The sequence below is a fragment of the Sulfurospirillum arcachonense DSM 9755 genome, assembly GCF_000597725.1.
GTDB classification, from domain to species: domain Bacteria; phylum Campylobacterota; class Campylobacteria; order Campylobacterales; family Sulfurospirillaceae; genus Sulfurospirillum_A; species Sulfurospirillum_A arcachonense.
This window is the reverse complement of the sequence record NZ_JFBL01000021.1, coordinates 1-19,528: the sequence shown is the minus strand read 5'-3', so window position 1 is coordinate 19,528 and position 19,528 is coordinate 1. Positions and strand designations below refer to the sequence as shown.

The following is a 19,528-nucleotide window of genomic DNA, read 5'->3' as shown; positions in this document are numbered from 1 at the left end:
TATTACTCCACTACAATATTGCCATCACCAAATAAACCTGGCAATATATCTTTAGTGAGAACTTCGGCTTTTAGTTTTCTAGAATTTGGATCCACGCTTGGATACACTTTTGTAATTTTTCCTATTAACTCTTTATCAAGTCCGTCTACTCTATACTTAAAAGTCTGACCTGCTTTTACACTATTCCAATGCTTTTCATCAAAAGAAAGTACAAGTTTGACTTCAGGATAACTCGTTATTGATATAAGTGGTGTTACAGGGCCACTGACACCGTCTCCCAATTCTACATGTAAATCTGTCACTACTCCATTATAGGGTGCTTTTAATATTCTATCTTCTACTCTAGTTTTTTTGAGAATATATGCATTTTGTGATTTAATCAAAGTCTGAACTGCTTTTTGATAAGCAAACTCTACATTTTCATACTGTTCTTCATCAATAACATCTTTAATTTTTTTATATCTTGTAAAAATACTACTTGCCTGATCTTTAGATATTTGAGAAAGTTTTATATCACTTTTTGAGAGCTCCATATCTATCTTTTCTATCTCATTATTTAATTCTAAAAGAACTTGACCTTTGTTTACATTATCACCAATCTTTACATGTAACTTTTTTACAAAACCAGTAACAGGTAAAGTGAGTTTTGACTCTTTTAAACCTTCAACATCAAATGTAGCATATACATCCACAGCTAATAAACTTAATGGTAACAATACTGAACTTATTATTAATTTTTTTATCATTGAATCATTTCCTTAACAGAATATCCAGCATAGTAATAAAACTCTGCTTTTTTAATTTCATAATCATTTTTAACTCTTTGTAAATATGCCTTAGCATTATACTTATCACTCAAAGCATCTAAATACGCAATATTATCAACTAAGCCTGCCTTAAACTTTTTAGCAATAGCGATAAATGTTAAATCTGCAGATTTCACTCTTAATTTTGCAGAGTTTATCCTATTTTTTGCAAGATCTAATGCTTCTATACTATATGAATATCTCAAGTCTGCTTTTCTTTTTTCATACGCTAAATCAGATTTTGCACTCTCATATGAAAGTTTACTTGCTTCATATTTTTGATTAGATGAGCCAAAATCAAAGATTTTCCACTTAACAGATAAAATCAATTTATTTTGTTTATAAGAATCTTTAGAAGTACTCAAATCTGTTTTAAATTTTGTGTCATAGTAGGTATAAGTATTGTCCAAAGAAACTTGTGGTCTAAGTGATGACTTTTCAATCTCTGCTTTAAATTTTAATGCTTCTGTTTTGTTTTTTTGAGCTAAGATAATATCTGTCATTTTTTGAGAAAACTTATCTGGCTCTTTTACAAAAGCTTCTTCTACTTTTATCTTATCAATTCCTGTTAATTCTCTCAAGTTAAATATTAAATTTGTTTTAGACAATAAAAGTTCAGATTTTTGTGTTTGAGCAAAAGCTAAATCTGATTTTATTTTTTCAACTTCATCTTGTGAAGCAGCTCCAGCATATTTAAACTTTTCCAACCTTTTTACATCTGCTTTTAACTGTTCTATTTCCTGGGTTTTTGCCAATATATCAGAAGAAATACTTTTAAGATTAAAATACACACTCACTGTATTTAATGCTAAGGTGTTATTAATATTTTTTCTAGAAAATTTACTTGCTTGCAATTCTTTTTTAAGTTGTTGTAATAAAGATGACTTTTTGCCACCATCATATATACTATAAGAGATATTAGCATAACTAGACAATAGATCTTTAGGATCAAGTGATACTCTTCTCTCATTTGAAATATTTTGATACGCACTCCCAACAGAAAGTGATGGTAAATAAGCACTTTTTGTAGACTCTAATACATTTTCTATACTTTTTTCATTTAAAATAGCAGATTTTGCTACTTCGTTATTTTGGCTTAAATCCACAAGTTCTAATAAAGAATTTCCACTTAAAAGCAGTGGTAAAACTATACTAATGTATACCAATCTCATTTTATATCCTTTTGTATGAGTTCAAGTAAAAAGTGTTTTTGTTTATCAAAGTCTTTTTTCATATCTTCAAGAGAAATATTTTTACATATAGCATTAATTAGAAATCCTTTAAACATATTTAAATATATATGTCCTACAGTGTCTACATTAAAATTTTTAAATTCTCCTAAAGCTATACCTTCTTGTAAAATATCTTTCAATTTTGACAAATCATTTTCTTCTGATAATTCATAATTACTACGCAGTCCTTCATGAGAAGAAGTCAATATAACAGCCATATTATTAGCAAAAATCTTTAATAGTTTTGTTATTAATTCCTCTTCGACAATGAGAGAAAAATCAAAAAATATTGCAATTTTCTCAGAAGGACTCTTAGTGTTTTTATATTGTTTTTCTTTACCGTTATCTATCAATTTGTATACATAATCCCAAATTTCTAATACAATTTCTTCTTTAGTACTAAAATAAAGATAAACTGTACCTTTACCAACTTTAGCAGCTTTAGCAATAGATTCCATAGAAGTTTTTTGTAAACCATTTTCGGCTATAAGATTAATAGCTGCAATTGCTATTGATCTTTTTTTTTCATCTTTATCAATAATTTTTGGCATCTTTATCCTTTTATGACTGACATTCAGTCATAAAATAAATTATATACTATTTTTTTATAATTGTCAATATCTTATCTTAATATATGCCCAACATTTTTTATATAATAAACAGTAGCATACTCACTAAAAAAATCTTTTACATGTAAAGCATTAATTATTTTATCTTTTTGTCCTAAATACACTTCTATTTGTATACCCTTTTGTACTATCTTTTGTAAATCTTCTTGTTTCCACTCATAATGTAAAAGTTCTTTTAACTCTTCTAAATATCCTTTTTGAAAATATTTTTTCATATCTAATTGTGTTATATTTGATAAAAACTCTTGAGAATATAATTCAGAGTTTTTCCTAAAAGAGAGCATTTGAAGTTTTTTAAATTTATCATTTGTATCTTGAAAAAAAGCGGGAGAAATCAATTGTAATTTATCGATTCGTTCTTTACATGTAAGAGTATGTTCAAAAGCCTTTTGTGCACCATAACTAAAACCAACTACACAAAAATCACTTTTACATGTAAACGTATCAAAAAGCTCACTCTCGTTTTTAAAACAAAAGCCACTAAAATATTTCATCAACTATCTTTTTAATTTCTACTTTACTTACACTCTCTTCTTCAAAGAGTTTTTTTGAGATAATATCAAGTGGAGCACTCATGCCTAAAAGAAATTTTTCTACTTCTTCTCTTGCTTCATTTAAAATAGAAGGAACATCATCAGTTGAAGCAACAAGTCCTCTTCCCATACCATAAAGCTCACTCATATTTTTAGCAATCTCACGAGCTCGTTGTAAATCATCTGTAGAGTTAGAATAAGTCTCATTGAACTTTATTTTTGTTATAGCAATACCTGCTAAATATACCTTTATCTTTGAAAACATTTCTGTTTTTGATTCAATTTCTAAGTCCAAATCTTTTAACCTATCATTAATAATAGTTATTTTTTCAAAATCAATCTCAAACCAATATGCACAAAGTGCTTTTGCCGCTTGATATATTGATTGTATTTTCTTTTCTTCTTCTGAAAAATTAAGCACTTTTCTTTTGCCTAAAAGAACTTTTTGTCGCACTGCTAAAAAATCTTCTTCCCCTATGCTTTCTCGTTTTGCTCTTAGTGCATTAATTGCAGCTTCATTGACAAGTGTAGCAAGTGCCGCTCCACTAAAACCTACACTCATTTTTGCTATTTTTGCAACATCACCTACAAAAGTTTTTCCTTCTAAATAAATATTTAAAATCTTTAATCTATCAGAAAAATCAGGCATAGGGATAAAAACACGCCTATCAAAACGTCCAGAACGAAGCAATGCTTCATCTATAACGTCTATTTTGTTTGTAGCTCCAATAACAATAACTCCACTACTATCTTCAAAACCATCCATTTGTGTTAAAAGTTCATTGAGTGTTGATTCTCTTTCATCATTTCTCATGCCGCCACGTGCTTTACCGACCGCATCTATCTCATCAATAAATATAATAGATGGAGCATGTGCTTTCGCGTAAGAAAAAAGTTCCCTTACTCTTTTAGCTCCCATCCCTACATATATCTGTACAAAACTTGCACCACTTTGATAAAAAAATGGAACTTCTGCTTCTCCAGCAACTGCTTTTGCAATCATAGTTTTTCCAACACCAGGAGGACCTATGAGTAAAACTCCTCGTGGAAGGGTAATCCCAAATTTTTTATATTTATCAGAATTTTTTAAAAAATCTACTACTTCTTGAAGTTCTTCTTTAACTTCACTAATACCAGCAATATCAGTAAATTTATACTTTGAAGTACTTGCTTTAACTACTGTTTTAGTAAAACCCTCATGAGCATAAGCATTGTATTTTTCTTGCTCTTTCTTTATATCTACTTCTCTTCTTTTTCTACCATACAAAATTAATCCTAGTATCATAAAAAAGAACAGACCAATAACTACTAAATCTTTTATAAATGGATTTTCATATACGACTTCAATAGGTACTTTTTTTAATAATGCTTTTAAATCAACTCCATCTTTTAAAATAATATAGGCATGATCGTTAGTATATAATATGACTTCATTGTTTTGTATCTTTGCTTTTTTTATAACATTATTGTTTAAAAGATTTTCATAGGTATTTAAATCTATACTTTCATTATTATTTCTTAAAAAAACAACTAAAACAAGAATTACCAAAACAGATATTGCCATAAGCGATACCATGATTTTTTTAGATTTCATAATTGACTTTAGCATAATTTGCGTCCTTTTTAACTTCATACTTTTCTACGCTAACCCACTCTTTTAATATATCTCTATTTGACTCTATATAAATTCTATTATAAAACTGATCAAAACCACTATATAGTTCACCTTTTTTCTCTTCTATTAAAATTTCTAAAGGCTCTTTATGTTTTAATCGAAACTCATAGTTTTTTTCACTTATAAGTCTTTCTACTTGTTTTAATCTCTCTTTTGCTACATCACCTCTAATCTCTGGTTTCATAATAGCACTTGGCGTTCCATCTCTTTTAGAATACGTAAATGAGTGTATATGTGTTAAAGGAAACTGCTTTAATGTCTCATAAGCTTCATCCCATACTTTATCACTCTCACCTGGATGTCCTGTGATAAAATCTGTTCCTAATGCATACCTTAGACTATGTAACTCTTCAAAAAGTTCCATATCTTTTTTTACATTATTTCTTCTTCTCATGATTTTTAACATCTCTTCACTTGTATGTTGCAATGCTAAATGAAGATGACGCTCCAACCATGGTTCTGTTAAAATTTCTCTAAAACTTTCATCAACTTGAATGGGCTCAATACTTCCTAATCTAATTCTTCTAACACCTCTAATTGTTGCAATTTTTTTAACAAGACTTCCTAAAGAACTTTTTTTATCCTGTCCATAACTTCCTATGTTTGTTCCTGTTAACACAAATTCACCATATCCATTAAAAGCAAGTTTCCGTACTTGTTCAAGTATAAGTTCTTCATCTTGACTTCTTGCATTTCCTCTAACATAAGGAATAATACAATAAGAACATCTAAAATTACACCCTTCTTGAATTTTCAAAAAAGCTTTACTTTTTCCTATGTATTCACTAACTATTGTAGAATCAACAGAGTTTAAATCCCCCATCTCTACAAATCTTGTTTTTTCATTTAAAAGTGTATTGATATTTTCTTTTTCAGAGTGACCCATCACTCCAAAAACTTTTTCTTCTTTAAAAAGATCTTCACCCTTACTAAATGCCCCGCATCCAGCTAAAACTACTTTTACCCCTCTTCTATTAGCACTATTTATATAACTTCTTACCCCTGTATCGGCTCCATTTGTCACTGTACAAGAATTTACTACGATAATATCTGCTTTTTTTTCATCTTTTACTATTTCAAAATCTTTTAAATTTTGCATCATTATTTGTGTATCATAAATATTTGTTCTACATCCAAATGTCTTAAAAAAAACTTTTTTCATTTTAACAATCTCCTTTTCACGGAGCAAAGCCCAGCAAAAATTCCTAGCACTGAAACTTCAATTTTATTCAGAGATGAGTACATCATTAATACAATACGTCCTTATTTATATCTATATCTGATGGTAAGTTTTTACCTGTGCGTCTTACATCAATTGTTTGAGTAGGATAAGCAATTTGTATATCTTTTTCTTTGTTTATTGCTTCAACAATTTCATAACTTATAGTACTTCTTAAAGTAAGTGCAGCATAAGAGTTAGTCATATACCAAGTACTTATAGTCAAACCATGTGGCTCTAAAAATGAGTATATTCTAGGTTCAACATTTGTATTTTTGAGGCTATATTGGCTTCGTAACTGATTTAAACTACGTCTAGCAATATCTGTATACCCTTTTGAGTATTTTTTAGTTATCTCTTTTATAATATACATCGCTTTTTTATGGTTTGAATCAAAAGTAATAGTTAAATCTATGCCATCCCAAACAGTTTTTAATGTTCCATGTGTATAGTTGGATATAAGTGTTGTAAAGACGTAATTATTAGGGATAAAAACAACTCTACCAGAACGTCTATTTTGTAAATAACTTGTAAGTGTTATATCTTCTAAAATAGTCATTCTTAAAAGTGAAATATCGATAATATCTCCAACATAAGGGAGTCCATCTTTTTGTACTTTTACTCTATCCCCTACATGAAAACTGCCCCCAAAAACTATAACCATCCAGCCAAGAATACTCATAAACCAGTCTTTCATAGCAATTGCTATACCAGCTGAGGCAAAACCTAAAACAGTAACAAAATAAGAAACATTTTCGATGTAAGCAAAAAGTAAAATCAAAACAATTAAAGTAAAGTTTATAAGGTTTATTGCCTTATTTGCCATATAAAAACGCTCATTATCTGTTATATACTTTTTAATTATAAGCTTAAAAATTAAAGATATAACAATAACTACAATAATAAATAGAGCAATATCAAATGCTCTTTTCATTTGAGCCGTTATATCTTCTGTCACTTCTAACCGTACTCTATCAACCTTCTTTGAATACACAGCAAAAGTAGTCTCAGCTAAATCATGAGCTCTATTAAATTCTAAAATATCTTGATTTACTACAAATAATCTCTTTTCTATCTCTTCATCTTTATGAAGAATATCAATTTGTTTTAACAAATCACTTTTATCTTTTAAATTCATTATTAAATTATCTAAAGAGTCAATTCTATTTTTATAATTTTCTCTCTCTGTTTCAATTTGTTTAATATAAGAAAAAGCAGATATTATAGAAAAAGGGTTGACAACTTCTGGTTTTTTATCTAATTCATCTGGTTTTACAATTTTTACAAAAGGAGAATTTTTATACTCTCTTAGCAACTCTATTTGCTTTTCTAATCTATCTTGTTCTTTTAAAAATTCTTTATATTTTAATTTAGAATTTTTATCTCTCTTACGTGAAAGTCTTTTCACTTCTTTATCAACAATATTTAACTCTTCTATTAATCCTAAATATGTTATATAATTTTGATAACCTATAAGCCAAATATTATTTTTTAAAGCAAGATCAATCGCTTCTATTTTCTCTTTTATAAGTTCTATTTTTATTATTTCATCTTGAGTTAATTTTACTTGTGTTTGATTATGGTCTGCATATAAAACACTAGCAATAAATATAAAAATAATAAAAAGTTTTTTTATCACTTAAATTCTCCTAATACACTTAGTAAAATATCTTTTTTAATATCATCTTTTATACAAAAATTACCAATTTTATGTGGCAAAATAAACTTTATCTTCTTGTTAAAACTTTTTTTATCTAAAAAGAACGTATCATAAAACTTTTCTACAGAATCTATAGGATATGTTACTGGTAAATCATACTTCTTAAGTAAACTTGTTATTCTTTGACTCTCTTCTTCACTCAATAAATCTAACTTAGAAGCAAGTACGTTTGCCATAACTATACCAATAGCCACTGCTTCCCCATGAAGATACTTACTGTATTTAGTCTCATTTTCTATAACATGAGCAAAAGTATGACCATAGTTTAATACTGCTCGTATACCCTCTTCTCTTTCATCACGTGCTACTACATCTGCTTTGATATCAATACATTTATTAATGGCTAATTGTAAATTTTCTTCTACATGTAAAGAGTTAGTTTCTAGCCACTGAAAAAAATCTTTATCAAAAGTGATAGCCATCTTTATGATTTCTGCAACTCCTGCACTAAATTCTCTTTTTGGTAAAGTTTTCAAAAAATTTGTCTCACAATAGACTGCTCGAGGTTGCCAAAAAGCACCCACTAAATTTTTTCCAAACTTGTTATTTATACCAGTTTTTCCACCAACACTTGCATCAACTTGTGCTAAAAGAGTTGTTGGAACTTGAATAAAATCTATACCTCTTTGATATATAGAAGCAACAAATCCTGTCATATCCCCAATAACACCACCACCTAGTGCTATAAGAATAGATTTTCTATCTAACCGTTTAGTAAAACACTCTTCTAAAATAAAATTTACTGTTTCAAAGTTTTTATACTTCTCACCATCTGGTACTGTTATAACATGGCACTCTCTTGCTTTTATCTTACTAAGCAAAGTATCTACATGTAAAGCACTTACTGTAGGGTTTGTAACAATAGCAACTTTGGTATCGAGCTCTATTTTTTCTAATTCATTTATATATACTAAATAAGAATTTGTAGATTTATTATCTAATTTTATATTGACTTTCATTTATGATCCATTTATAAAGTTTTTTATTATACCGACATAGGAATAAAAAGCTGATAAGAATTAGAAAGCTTAAAATACAATCTTTCCATGTCTGTAGAAAAAATAGAAAACATGTTGGATTCTATAATTTTTTTATTAAATGGAACAAATTGAAGAATATCATCTCTATTTCGTAATTTCAATAGCGGATTTCTTTTAGCCGTAATTACTTCTACTGACTTTCCAAAAAGTTTTGCAAGATTGTCAAAATGTTCTGCTAATGCATTTTTTTCATTTAAATTATCTGGGTTAAAATTATATAACTTTATATCCAAATCAAGTTGGGAAGAGACATCAAAAATCACTGCTGATTCTTTTTCAATATCTTCACTATTACTACTTAAAACCACACCCTCTTTAAGACTTGCAAATCCCCATGAGCCAACTTTAAAAATAGGTAATCTTGCATTATATAAATGTACAATATTATCAATAAAAAACTGACTTGATACAACAATAAGCCCTATATCTTTTTTCTCTAAATCTTCTTTTAAAACAGGACTTGCTTTTTTATTATAATAATCAACTTCTATACGAATATGTTTATTATTATAACTTTTTATCTTTTCAAAAGAGTTTGAATATGTTGGATTAATAACTTTAATATATAATTTCATGCTACTTATTTTTGCATGTAAAAGCAATGCATCATTAACCAATTTATCAATTTCTCTATTATTCATCTTTAACATATCAACTAAACAATATATACTATTACCAAAAGGCGAAGGAAACTGTCCTAAATCTTGTTTTATACTTCTATATACACTTTCTAAAACTGTCGGATCACCAATAGCTAATAAAACATCATTAGGTTGTATCATTAAAGTAGGACGAGGTAAAATCAATCGATTTGCTCTATAAATTGCAGAAATTTTCCACTTTTTTTGTGCAATACTTGCTAAATGTCTATATACATAAGAACTTCCTATAGGAACTCTTATCTCCATAATTTCTCCTGCCCCTAAACCTACATTTTGAGCGATAACAGGCATATCTGGCAAAAAATCAACAAATCTTGAGCTTAATACATCACGAGAACCAATATTTTCCAATCTATTATCTTCTATCTCTAATTCCCATCTATCTAACAGAATTATCTGGACATCTTTATTAAGTGTTCGTATATTTTGATAAGTTCCAATAGCATCAATCTTTTTAGAGACTACAACCATAATTTGGTAATAATTTCTATTTAAAAGAACGGAAAGTTTTTCAAAACTTGTTGGATCAAAATTATAAAAAATAAAGTTTTCAGACTTTTTAGAGGGAACAGTCTTATCTCTGTAAGTTACAACATCATACAAATTATCACTACTTGTATTAGTCATAACTCTTTCTAAAAAATGTTTTGCTAAAATACCATCAGCAATTATAAGAATTTTTTTCATTCGTTCTCCATAAAATATTAAAGGATATTATAGCAAAATGATTTTACATGTTCTTTTTAGATGCAAAATATTCTATAAAAACTTTATATTTGTATTGCTTTTATCTACTAATTTGTTTGCTTTTAACAACATCATGGAAGATGTTTTTTTAAAAAATAAAGATTTAATTCATTATAAAAAAGATTTACAAAATCTTAATTCACTTAACAAGAAAAATCCTTTAGAAAGTGCTTTATCTAATGGTTTTAATCAAAAAGAACAACTAAAAACTTTGATATTTAAAAAGAAAAATGACCTCACTTTAAAAATTATTACACTTTATTTAAGAATTGAAAAAGATAACGAAATTCTCAATATATATAAACAAGATTATGCTAAGTATTTAAAGAACAGAGAAAATGACAACTTGTTAAAAATTGTAAAAAAAAGACTAGAAAAACAAAAAAATTCTTTAACAAAATCATTAAATAAATTTGAAAATTTCACAAAAAATTATTATAAAAAAATAAATTTACAAGAAAATATAAAAAAATTTGATTTTCCTCTCTCTTCAAATCACGCCTATTCAAAATTTTTATTGCTACAAAAATATAAACAAAAAGCAATATTTTTAGCAATAAATACTGATAAAAAAAGTAAGCTACTGCATCTTTTAAATCAACATTATACTCAACACAATTTTATGCTAAATGATATAAAAAGTAAAAAAGAAGAACTTGAAAAATCATTACAAAATAGTAAGCAAAAAAATACTCTTCTTAAATCTGACATTATTAATATAAAATATAATATTTTACTTAATAAATGTAAAGTTTCATATATACTTGGAACATTGACAAACAATATTAAAACTGTATTCAATAAAACAAAAATTTCAAAGATAAAATTAAAAAGAATTCATTTTTCAAGATACTCTACTACAGTGTCATCTTACTCTATAATTATAGTACGTAATCATGCAAAAAAATTACGTAATTTAGATCACTATATTTTAGAATTACATGGATATTCAGATTCTAATGGTAATAAAAAAGTAAATTATAAACTATCGTTAGAAAGAGTTATAAATACTAAAAAAGAGTTGATAAAACTAGGAATAAATAAAAATAAAATAAAAATCTTTGCTCATGGTGAATTAAAACCAATAGTAAGTAATAAAACAAAAAAAGGGCGTCTTTTAAATAGACGTGTAGAATTTAAATTATATAAGGATAATTAAATATGGATTTTAAAATTGATAATACAGATGGTAATGCCAGAGCTTGTACAATACAAACTGCTCATAGCACAATACAAACACCTGTTTTTATGCCTGTTGGTACTGTTGGAAGCGTAAAAAGTTTAGATGCTAAAGATATGGTTGAAGAGTTAGGTGCAAAAATAATATTAGGAAATACCTATCATTTATATTTAAGACCAAATGACAAAGTTATTAAACATTTTGGAGGACTACATGGTTTTACAAAGTTTCCAAATAGTTTTTTAACGGACAGTGGTGGTTTTCAAGCTTTTTCTTTAAGTGATATTTCAAAAGCAGATGAAAATGGCATAACATTTAAAAGCCATATAGATGGTTCTTCTCATTATTTTACGCCGACTAAAGTACTAGATATTCAATACAACTTTAATTCTGACATCATGATGATACTAGATGACTTAGTTGCCCTTCCAGCGACACAAGAAAGAATTGCTTTATCAATTCAAAGAACAACAGATTGGGCAAAAACAGCTATAGAATACCATATGAGCCAAAAAAGCAAAGGCATTGGTGTTGACCAAAATATTTTTGCTATTATTCAAGGTGGAACAGATAAAGCATTTAGAAAAAAATCTGCAACGGAGCTTTGTGCTTTAGAAGATTATGATGGATATGCAATTGGTGGACTTAGTGTTGGTGAAACAAATGAAGATATGTATGATACAGTTGAGTACACAACACCTTTTATGCCAAAAAACAAACCTCGTTATCTTATGGGAGTAGGAACACCTGAAGATTTGGTTGAAAATGTTGAACGTGGTGTTGATATGTTTGATTGTGTTATGCCTACAAGAAATGCAAGAAATGGGACTCTATTTACATCTTTTGGAAAACTTAATATAAAAGCAGCTAAATTTCAACTCGATGAGAACCCAATTGACCCAGAGTGTAATTGCCATACATGTAAGAATTATAGCAGAGGTTATATCTCTCATCTTTTTAGATCAAAAGAATTAACCTATTTTAGATTGGCTTCACTTCATAACTTACACTACTACCTAAATCTTATGAAACAAATTAGAGAGTCTATACTCCAAAACAAGTTTCAAGAATTTAAAAAAGAATTTTATAAAAAAAGAAGCAAGTAAAGAGTAAAATAATAAGTTTTAATATAAAATAAAATCGAGGAGTAACATTGAAAGTAAGATATCTATTACCATTTTGTTTGTTGATTGGGCTACAAGCAGAAGATTTAACTACACTACTCAACAATGCTGTAAAATCAAATCCTGATGTGAATCGTCAATTGAAATATTATGAATCCGTACTGCAAGATTTAAATATTGCAAAAGCGGGTAATTTACCTTCTTTAGATTTTCAAAGTAGTGCAGGAAGAGAGAGAACAAAAAGAGAGGATCAAGAAAGTACTAGTTTAACACACTACAACAACTCTATAACCTTAAGTCAAAATATTTTTAATGGTTTTAAAACAACAAGTGAAATAAAACAAAATAAAGCAAGAATATCTTCAGCTGCTTATTCTGTACTTGACCAAGCTAATACTGTAGCATTTGAAACTATTAAATCTTATTTAGAAGTATTAAAAGAAAATGAGCTAACAAAACTCTATGAAGAAAATGTAAAAAACCATCAAGATATTTTAAGTAAAATTGAAGAAAAAACTAATGCTGGTATAGGAAGGCAATCTGAAGTGCAACAAACACAAAGCCGTCTTTTTCTTGCTCATTCAAACTATATTGTGCAACAAAATAATTATCAAGACACTTTAACAAACTATCACTTTTATGTTGGACGTCATTTTGATGAAAGTAGCTATAAAAAGCCAACGTTAAATTATGCATTTCCTAAAAGTGTAGATGAAGTCGCACAAATAGCCTTACATAATAATCCTGCAATAAAAGTTATGTACTCAAATATAACAGCAAAAAAAGCAGAACATGAACAAACAAAAAGTAATTTTTATCCTATTTTAGATGCAACAATCAGTCAAGAATGGAATGACAATATAGATGGCATAGAAGGAACTAAAGAGAGTACTGATGCATATGTTACTCTAAGATATAACTTTTATAGAGGTGGTGCAGATGAAGCTGAAAAACTCAAGAAATTAAAAGAAATGCAAGAAGAAAATGAAGCATTAAATAAGACAAAAAGAGACATTATTAAAGCAGCTAGATTAAGTTATACCTCTTATAAATCTTACGAAACTCAATTAAAATATTTAAAACAACATGTTGACGCTTCAAAATTAACATTGGAATCATACAAAGATGAATACTCATTGGGTAGAAGAGATTTACTTGCTATTTTAGATGCACAAAAAGAATACAATACAGCAAGACAAACTTATACAAGAGCTCAGTACGATTTACTCATAACAAAGTACAAACTACTTAGTTCAATGAATAAGCTTCTTGGCCAATTTAAATTAGATATTATAAAAAAAGTCAATACAAACACAATTAAAGATGAAATAATAACTAATGAAAATCTTTTAAAAAACAATCTTTGTGATAATCCTACAAACAAAGAACAACTGAATAATTATGGATGTGAACAAACTCCTGAATTAAAAATAGGATATAATCTATAAAAAAAAGTAAAAAGATGAAAAAACTTGTCCAAATTTTAATTGCATTCAGTCTTGCAATATTTACAAGCTTTCATCTTTTTGCTAAAAATGATGACTTTGTTATAGATAAAAAAATTATAACTGCAGTAGAAAAAAAATATGGTATATTTGCTAAAAATAGAGTCTTAGCACTTATAAAACTTATGAACTCCCTAAAAAATGCTCCTGAAGATGAAAAACTTTTAAAAGTAAATAACTTTTTTAATCAAGTAAGGTATCAATCTGATTTTAAAACCTGGGGAGTTAAAGACTATTGGGCTACAAGAATGGAGTTTTTAGGAAAAGATAAAGGTGATTGTGAAGATTTTGCTACAGCTAAATACTTTACACTCAAACAACTCAATGTTCCTACGAGCAAAATGTATCTTTCCTATGTAAAAGCAACAAAGCAAAAGATAGCCCACATGGTTTTAACTTACTTTAAAACAAAAAAAAGTATTCCCCTTGTGCTTGATAACTACAACAAAAGAATACTACCAGCAACTAAAAGACCGGATTTAATACCTGTTTATAGCTTTAATGGTGATTCCCTTTACTTAGCAAAACAAAAAGGTTTAGGTAAAGAAGTTCCATCAGGTGTAGCTAAAAATAAAAAATGGACTAAACTACTACAAGATATCAAAAGGAATAAAATATGACACTTTTTAAACAAATAGCAATTATTTTCTCACTATTTATTATATTAATTATGGGCTCAGTTATGTATTTAAATTTTAATTCAGCAAATAATTTTATACAAAACCAACTTTATACAACAGCTGAAGATACAGCAACATCACTTGGTCTTTCACTCAGTATGAATATTCCCCAAAATAGTGAAGATCTTTCTACGATGGAAACTATGATAAATGCAATATTTGATAGAGGTTATTATGAATCAATCATACTTAAAGATATGGACGGGAAAGTTCTTATTCAAAATAAAAACATTTTAAAAGTAAAAAATATACCAAATTGGTTTATTAACAATATAAATATCGTCGTACCAACTGCAAAAACACAAATTTCAGCAGGATGGATACCTTATGGTACTTTAAGTGTAAAACTTCATAGTGGGCATGCTTATATGCAGCTTTGGAATATTTTTACAGAAATTTTAGAAACTTTTAGCATCCTAATTTGTATTGTATTTTTATGTTTATATTTTCTATTAAAATTTGTTCTTAAATCATTAAAAGGTGTTGAAAATCAGGCGATGGCAATAACAAATAATGATTTTATTATCCAAGAAAAACTTCCTTTTACAACTGAATTTAAAAATGTTATTAAAGGTATGAATAAAATGGTAGTAAAAGTTAAAGACATCTTTGAACACGAAGCACTTATGGTTCAAAAATATAATGACTTACTATACAATGACCAAGATACAGGGATGGGAAATAGAAAATTTTTCTCCCTTAGACTCTCATCTTTGCTGAATCAAAACGATGCAAAATCAAGTGGTACAATCGTTATATTTGTTTTAAATAATTTTATAGAAGCAAAAAAAAGTGTAGGATATAAAGTACTAAACGACTACATAAATAAATTAGCAGAAATTTTTTATAACACTACTAGCAGTGTTGAAGAAAGAGTTGTAACAAGGCTAAAAGATTCAGAATTTTCAATGATACTTCCTGAAACAAACTATGAAAATACTAAAAAAATAATTAATCATTTTTTACAATCAGCAGAAGATATAACACCAAATGAACTTAGAAAAATACCTGATTTTTTTATAAGTGGTGGAGCAACGTATTATAATGAAGAAGATAACCAAAAAGAAATTTTATCTCGCGCTGACTTCGCTTTATCATCAGCTAAGATGAAAAATGAAACTTATGTCCACTTTCATGAAATAAAAAATGATGAATCACTTATGGAACTTGGACAAGAAGAGTGGTATAAACTCATAACAAATGCAATTAAAAATAATGGAATAAAACTAGCACTCCAAGCAGTAAAAGATATAGATGGAAAAATCTTTCACCAAGAAGCATACTTAAGAATGAGCGATGATAAAGGAAATATATATCCTGCAAGAATATTTATGCCTATGCTTAATAATCTTGATTTAACAGATGATGTAGATAAGGAAGTCATAACAATAGCGATAAAACTAGCACAAAGAAATACAAGTATTGCTATTAATATAGCTCCATCTTTTATTAAAAACAATGAAAATCTATATTGGCTAGAAAACATTTTTAAACAATCAACAGAACAAAATTTACAAGTATCTTTTGAATCTAGTAATTATTCCGTCATCAACAACTTAGAAAACTATATAAACTTTTCTAAACTTGTACAAAACTATAACTATAGTTTTGGTATAGATAATTTTAACATTACCAAACAAAACTTAGAATACTTACAAGATATAAAACCAGCTTATATCAAAGCTGACAAATCTTTCTTTATAGATATGCATGATGATGGTAAAAGTAATATATACGAATCATTTAAACTATTAACTCAATCATTAGATATAAAATTAATAGGAACAGCTGTAGAAGAAGAATTACAATGTAATAACCTTAAAGAGATTCCTATTCATTTAATGCAAGGTGCGTATATACAAAAACCTACTTTATAAACATGTAGAGGGGAAAACTTCATCTGTTTTCCCCTCTACATGTACAAAATTAACTCACAGTAATATTAGTAATATCCTCTTCTATTTTAATAACTACTGCATCATCACCAGTTCCATATGTATACTCATTGAATCCATCATTTGGATTTCCATCAGATGGAGTCCAACCACCTTTAATAGTAACACTATCAGTTGAATCTCCTGTAATTTCTAAGATATTATCATTATCAGTTATATCCAAAACATCTTGAACATCAAGAATTATGTTTTGATTTCCTTCACTCAAATCAATGCGCTCTATATTTGTCGCTTTATCGGAAATATCATCAAAATTTAATGTTACATCACTTTCTAATAATAAAACATCATGACCTACTCCACCATCGATTATTTTATCTGCACTGTCATAGACAAGAGTATCATCTCCAGCATCTCCATAAAGCTTATCTGATCCGGCATCACCAATAAGAATATCATTACCATCATACCCATGCAGTGTTTTAGTTGAATTTTTTGTATCAATTAATATATCATCTCCATCAGTTCCATCTAAACTACCCGATGTATCCCTATTAATAGTAACATTTGTAGTCTCACCATTGGTTGTATAATCAAATGAACCACCATTACTGTATAATCCAGTTATATCTATATCTCCTGAATTTGATTCTAAAGTTAGTCCCTCTTCATTTGAAACTGAATCAACAGTATATGCTGAAGTATCATTATGGAGTACTGCCCATTCTGGAATTGTAAAATCAGTATTATAATTAGCATTTGTAACAACATTATCTATCATTGCTATAGAACTATCTGGATTAACAAATAATGAAACTTTAGCAGTATCTGTACCGTTATGTTCATTACTAATAGTATATGTAAATTCTGCATCACCATTATAATCAGCTTCTGGTGTAAAAGTAACAGTGCCATCAGCATTAAGTACAACACTACCATGTTTTGCATCTTGAACACTAGTAATACTCATAGTATCGCCATCAGAATCTATATCATTTCCAAGTAATGCTTTTGCTTCAATAACTAAAGCTGTATCCTCATTTGTCACTAGTCCGCTAGCGTGAGATATTGTATCTCCTGCTAAAGTAGAGTAGTTAACACCATCAGAACTCATTTCAACATGAAGTTTAGCAGAACCACCTTGATCCCAATAAATAATGCTAATACTATGTGTTCCACCATCCTCAATTTCTACAGAACTTTGATTTGAGTTTTGAGATCGATTTCCAACAAATTCTGTTACGACTTCATTATCAATTAACAGACTAAAACCATCATCAGAAGTTACTTTAAAATAATGAGTACCTGCATTTAATTCAATTGATCCACTTAGTTTAATAATTGCATCCGTACTATTTCTAGGGTCTGTATCCAATGAGGATGCATCTGCTCCTAAAAATGTTTGCAACGTACCATCACTACCTAAATCATTAGTAATGGTTCCATAATCAATAGAAGTAGCAGTAAAAGTTGCATCAGCTGATCGTCCAGTAATAAAATCTTTTACAATAGTCAAAGTATTCAAATTATCGCCCGTTCCATCAACACCATCATAACCAAGTCCTGAAGTATAATCATTATAAGCATAATATTCACCATGTAAACCATTAACCGTTATACTAGTATCATCAATAGCATCTGGTGCATTTCCTGAAACATTACTCTCAATTATAATTTCTTTACTAGCACTACTTACAGAAACTTCGCCTGTTTGTTGATCAACATCTTGATTATGTACAGTTACTGTTACGGTAACATCCTCATTAACATTAGATAAAGTAAGACTAGATATCTCACTTGGCTCTACTGTCCATGTACCATCACTATTTTTCGTACCATGATTTAATGTAACATCATCAGATAAACCAGAAATAGTATATCCTGTAATAGACTCTGAACCATCTGTATCTGATAATTGAGCATAAATATTAAGAGTCACATTACCATCTTCATCAGTTGGAATAACACCATCTGTATCTGGCATTCTATCAAAATGAATTGAATTGATTAAATAATCATCATCATATGATGGTGCACTAAATACAATGGTATCAAATAGTACTCCATTTTCAGGGTGTAAAGAAACCACTGGATCAATGCCATCACTTCCTCCATTATGCAATCCTTCACCTACTTTTACACCATCTTTGTAAAATTCATATTTTGCAGTTTCCCCATTTCCATATGAGTGTTTCCATGCAAATGAAACATCAACCGATGATACAGGATTGTCTAAACTAAATATCAATTCTTCTGATACAGTTCCATTATTGCCAAGTTCATTATAATCTCCTGATGCACTTCCTGCAACACCAAATCCTACTGGGTTACCATGGAAAACTACATTATCAACAGAATCTTCTGATAATGTAGTTCCATCATTATTTATTGTTTTTGCAGTTACTTTAAATCCACTATCTGCTTCATTAAAATTACTAATATCTATAATTTGACTAACTGGTTCTGCACTTATATTTAATTCTGGCACATCTGCAACTGCAAGTACACTAATAGGTACATCTTTTGATACACTATTATAACCATCACTTACTGTTACATGTAAAGTAGCATCTGCATCACTATTCGCATTTGGAGTAAAAGTCCAAGTACCATCACCATTATCTACTAAACTACCATTCGTTGCCGTTACACTCTCTACTGTAATATCATCACCATCAACATCAGATGCTTTTGCTAAAATCTGTCCTGTTGTGATTGTATACGATACATCTTCATTTGTACTAATACTAAAGTTGTCAATTGTTGGTCCATCATTTACATCTGATACTACTACTGTTGAAGTTGTTTGAGCTGTTGCTCCATCATCATCTGTTGTAGTAAGTGTAATTGTTGCATCACCATTAAAGTTTTCAGCTGGTGT

At 28.6% G+C, this 19,528-nt stretch carries 15 protein-coding genes; 5 read left to right on the top strand and 10 right to left on the bottom strand.

From position 1 onward, the window contains the following. Window positions 1–2 precede the first annotated feature (2 nt). The 9 genes from K354_RS0112925 to K354_RS0112885 form a co-directional block, all read right to left on the bottom strand. A complete protein-coding gene (locus tag K354_RS0112925; protein ID WP_051505453.1) occupies window positions 3–746 on the bottom strand; it encodes an efflux RND transporter periplasmic adaptor subunit in 744 nt (247 codons plus the stop codon). Further along, window positions 743–1,978 carry a TolC family protein gene (locus tag K354_RS0112920; RefSeq protein WP_024955909.1) on the bottom strand — a complete coding sequence of 412 codons (1,236 nt, stop codon included), beginning with the start codon at window positions 1,976–1,978 and terminating at the stop codon, window positions 743–745. Before K354_RS0112920 ends, K354_RS0112925 begins: the two co-directional genes overlap by 4 nt. After that, the gene (locus K354_RS14845) at window positions 1,975–2,589 is read right to left on the bottom strand and encodes a TetR/AcrR family transcriptional regulator (protein WP_024955908.1); all 615 of its coding nucleotides are present in this window, start codon (window positions 2,587–2,589) and stop codon (window positions 1,975–1,977) included. Before K354_RS14845 ends, K354_RS0112920 begins: the two co-directional genes overlap by 4 nt. 71 nt (window positions 2,590–2,660) lie before the next feature. Beyond that, window positions 2,661–3,161, bottom strand: a complete 501-nt coding sequence (bioV, locus tag K354_RS0112910) for a pimelyl-ACP methyl ester esterase BioV (RefSeq protein WP_024955907.1) — start codon at window positions 3,159–3,161, stop codon at window positions 2,661–2,663. Then, entirely contained in the window at window positions 3,148–4,794 is a 1,647-nt protein-coding gene (locus K354_RS0112905; RefSeq protein ID WP_024955906.1) for an AAA family ATPase, read from the bottom strand. The genes bioV and K354_RS0112905 overlap by 14 nt, the downstream gene beginning before the upstream one ends. Further along, window positions 4,784–6,037 carry a tRNA (N(6)-L-threonylcarbamoyladenosine(37)-C(2))-methylthiotransferase MtaB gene (gene mtaB / locus K354_RS0112900; RefSeq protein WP_024955905.1) on the bottom strand — a complete coding sequence of 418 codons (1,254 nt, stop codon included), beginning with the start codon at window positions 6,035–6,037 and terminating at the stop codon, window positions 4,784–4,786. The genes K354_RS0112905 and mtaB overlap by 11 nt, the downstream gene beginning before the upstream one ends. An 85-nt stretch (window positions 6,038–6,122) precedes the next feature. After that, window positions 6,123–7,733 carry a mechanosensitive ion channel family protein gene (locus K354_RS0112895; RefSeq protein WP_156928242.1) on the bottom strand — a complete coding sequence of 537 codons (1,611 nt, stop codon included), beginning with the start codon at window positions 7,731–7,733 and terminating at the stop codon, window positions 6,123–6,125. Then, on the bottom strand, window positions 7,730–8,773 hold the full coding sequence (gene aroB / locus K354_RS0112890; protein ID WP_024955903.1) for a 3-dehydroquinate synthase: 1,044 nt from the start codon (window positions 8,771–8,773) through the stop codon (window positions 7,730–7,732). Before aroB ends, K354_RS0112895 begins: the two co-directional genes overlap by 4 nt. Before the next feature lie 26 nt (window positions 8,774–8,799). Continuing rightward, the gene (locus K354_RS0112885; RefSeq protein WP_024955902.1) at window positions 8,800–10,203 is read right to left on the bottom strand and encodes a COG3400 family protein; all 1,404 of its coding nucleotides are present in this window, start codon (window positions 10,201–10,203) and stop codon (window positions 8,800–8,802) included. A 37-nt stretch (window positions 10,204–10,240) separates the two neighbouring features. On the opposite strand from K354_RS0112885, the gene K354_RS14840 reads away from it, so the two are divergent. Genes K354_RS14840 through K354_RS0112860 form a run of 5 tightly spaced genes read left to right on the top strand, consistent with a single transcriptional unit; the run spans window position 10,241 to window position 16,629 of the window. Further along, complete coding sequence (locus tag K354_RS14840; protein ID WP_024955901.1) at window positions 10,241–11,422, top strand: OmpA family protein; 1,182 nt, start codon at window positions 10,241–10,243, stop codon at window positions 11,420–11,422. Window positions 11,423–11,424: 2 nt separating this feature from the next. Beyond that, window positions 11,425–12,549: a tRNA guanosine(34) transglycosylase Tgt gene (gene tgt, locus K354_RS0112875; protein ID WP_024955900.1), complete on the top strand. Its 1,125-nt coding sequence runs from the start codon at window positions 11,425–11,427 to the stop codon at window positions 12,547–12,549. 47 nt (window positions 12,550–12,596) lie between these two features. Beyond that, a complete protein-coding gene (locus K354_RS0112870; RefSeq protein ID WP_024955899.1) occupies window positions 12,597–14,015 on the top strand; it encodes a TolC family outer membrane protein in 1,419 nt (472 codons plus the stop codon). Window positions 14,016–14,029: 14 nt separating this feature from the next. Next, on the top strand, window positions 14,030–14,692 hold the full coding sequence (locus tag K354_RS0112865) for a transglutaminase-like cysteine peptidase (protein WP_024955898.1): 663 nt from the start codon (window positions 14,030–14,032) through the stop codon (window positions 14,690–14,692). Then, window positions 14,689–16,629 carry a bifunctional diguanylate cyclase/phosphodiesterase gene (locus tag K354_RS0112860; RefSeq protein WP_024955897.1) on the top strand — a complete coding sequence of 647 codons (1,941 nt, stop codon included), beginning with the start codon at window positions 14,689–14,691 and terminating at the stop codon, window positions 16,627–16,629. Before K354_RS0112865 ends, K354_RS0112860 begins: the two co-directional genes overlap by 4 nt. Before the next feature lie 49 nt (window positions 16,630–16,678). Here K354_RS0112860 and K354_RS14425 read toward each other — a convergent pair. Further along, a partial coding sequence (locus K354_RS14425; protein ID WP_037940844.1) for a cadherin-like domain-containing protein occupies window positions 16,679–19,528 on the bottom strand: 2,850 nt, incomplete at its 5' end.

Bases quoted from the DNA above. Each gene is read 5' to 3' on its own strand.
- K354_RS0112925 (WP_051505453.1), bottom strand. From the start codon at position 746: ATGATAAAAAAATTAATAATAAGTTCAGTATTGTTACCATTAAGTTTA.
- K354_RS0112920 (WP_024955909.1), bottom strand. From the start codon at position 1,978: ATGAGATTGGTATACATTAGTATAGTTTTACCACTGCTTTTAAGTGGA.
- K354_RS14845 (WP_024955908.1), bottom strand. From the start codon at position 2,589: ATGCCAAAAATTATTGATAAAGATGAAAAAAAAAGATCAATAGCAATT.
- bioV (WP_024955907.1), bottom strand. From the start codon at position 3,161: ATGAAATATTTTAGTGGCTTTTGTTTTAAAAACGAGAGTGAGCTTTTT.
- K354_RS0112905 (WP_024955906.1), bottom strand. From the start codon at position 4,794: ATGAAATCTAAAAAAATCATGGTATCGCTTATGGCAATATCTGTTTTG.
- mtaB (WP_024955905.1), bottom strand. From the start codon at position 6,037: ATGAAAAAAGTTTTTTTTAAGACATTTGGATGTAGAACAAATATTTAT.
- aroB (WP_024955903.1), bottom strand. From the start codon at position 8,773: ATGAAAGTCAATATAAAATTAGATAATAAATCTACAAATTCTTATTTA.
- K354_RS0112885 (WP_024955902.1), bottom strand. From the start codon at position 10,203: ATGAAAAAAATTCTTATAATTGCTGATGGTATTTTAGCAAAACATTTT.
- K354_RS14840 (WP_024955901.1), top strand. From the start codon at position 10,241: ATGATTTTACATGTTCTTTTTAGATGCAAAATATTCTATAAAAACTTT.
- tgt (WP_024955900.1), top strand. From the start codon at position 11,425: ATGGATTTTAAAATTGATAATACAGATGGTAATGCCAGAGCTTGTACA.
- K354_RS0112865 (WP_024955898.1), top strand. From the start codon at position 14,030: ATGAAAAAACTTGTCCAAATTTTAATTGCATTCAGTCTTGCAATATTT.
- K354_RS0112860 (WP_024955897.1), top strand. From the start codon at position 14,689: ATGACACTTTTTAAACAAATAGCAATTATTTTCTCACTATTTATTATA.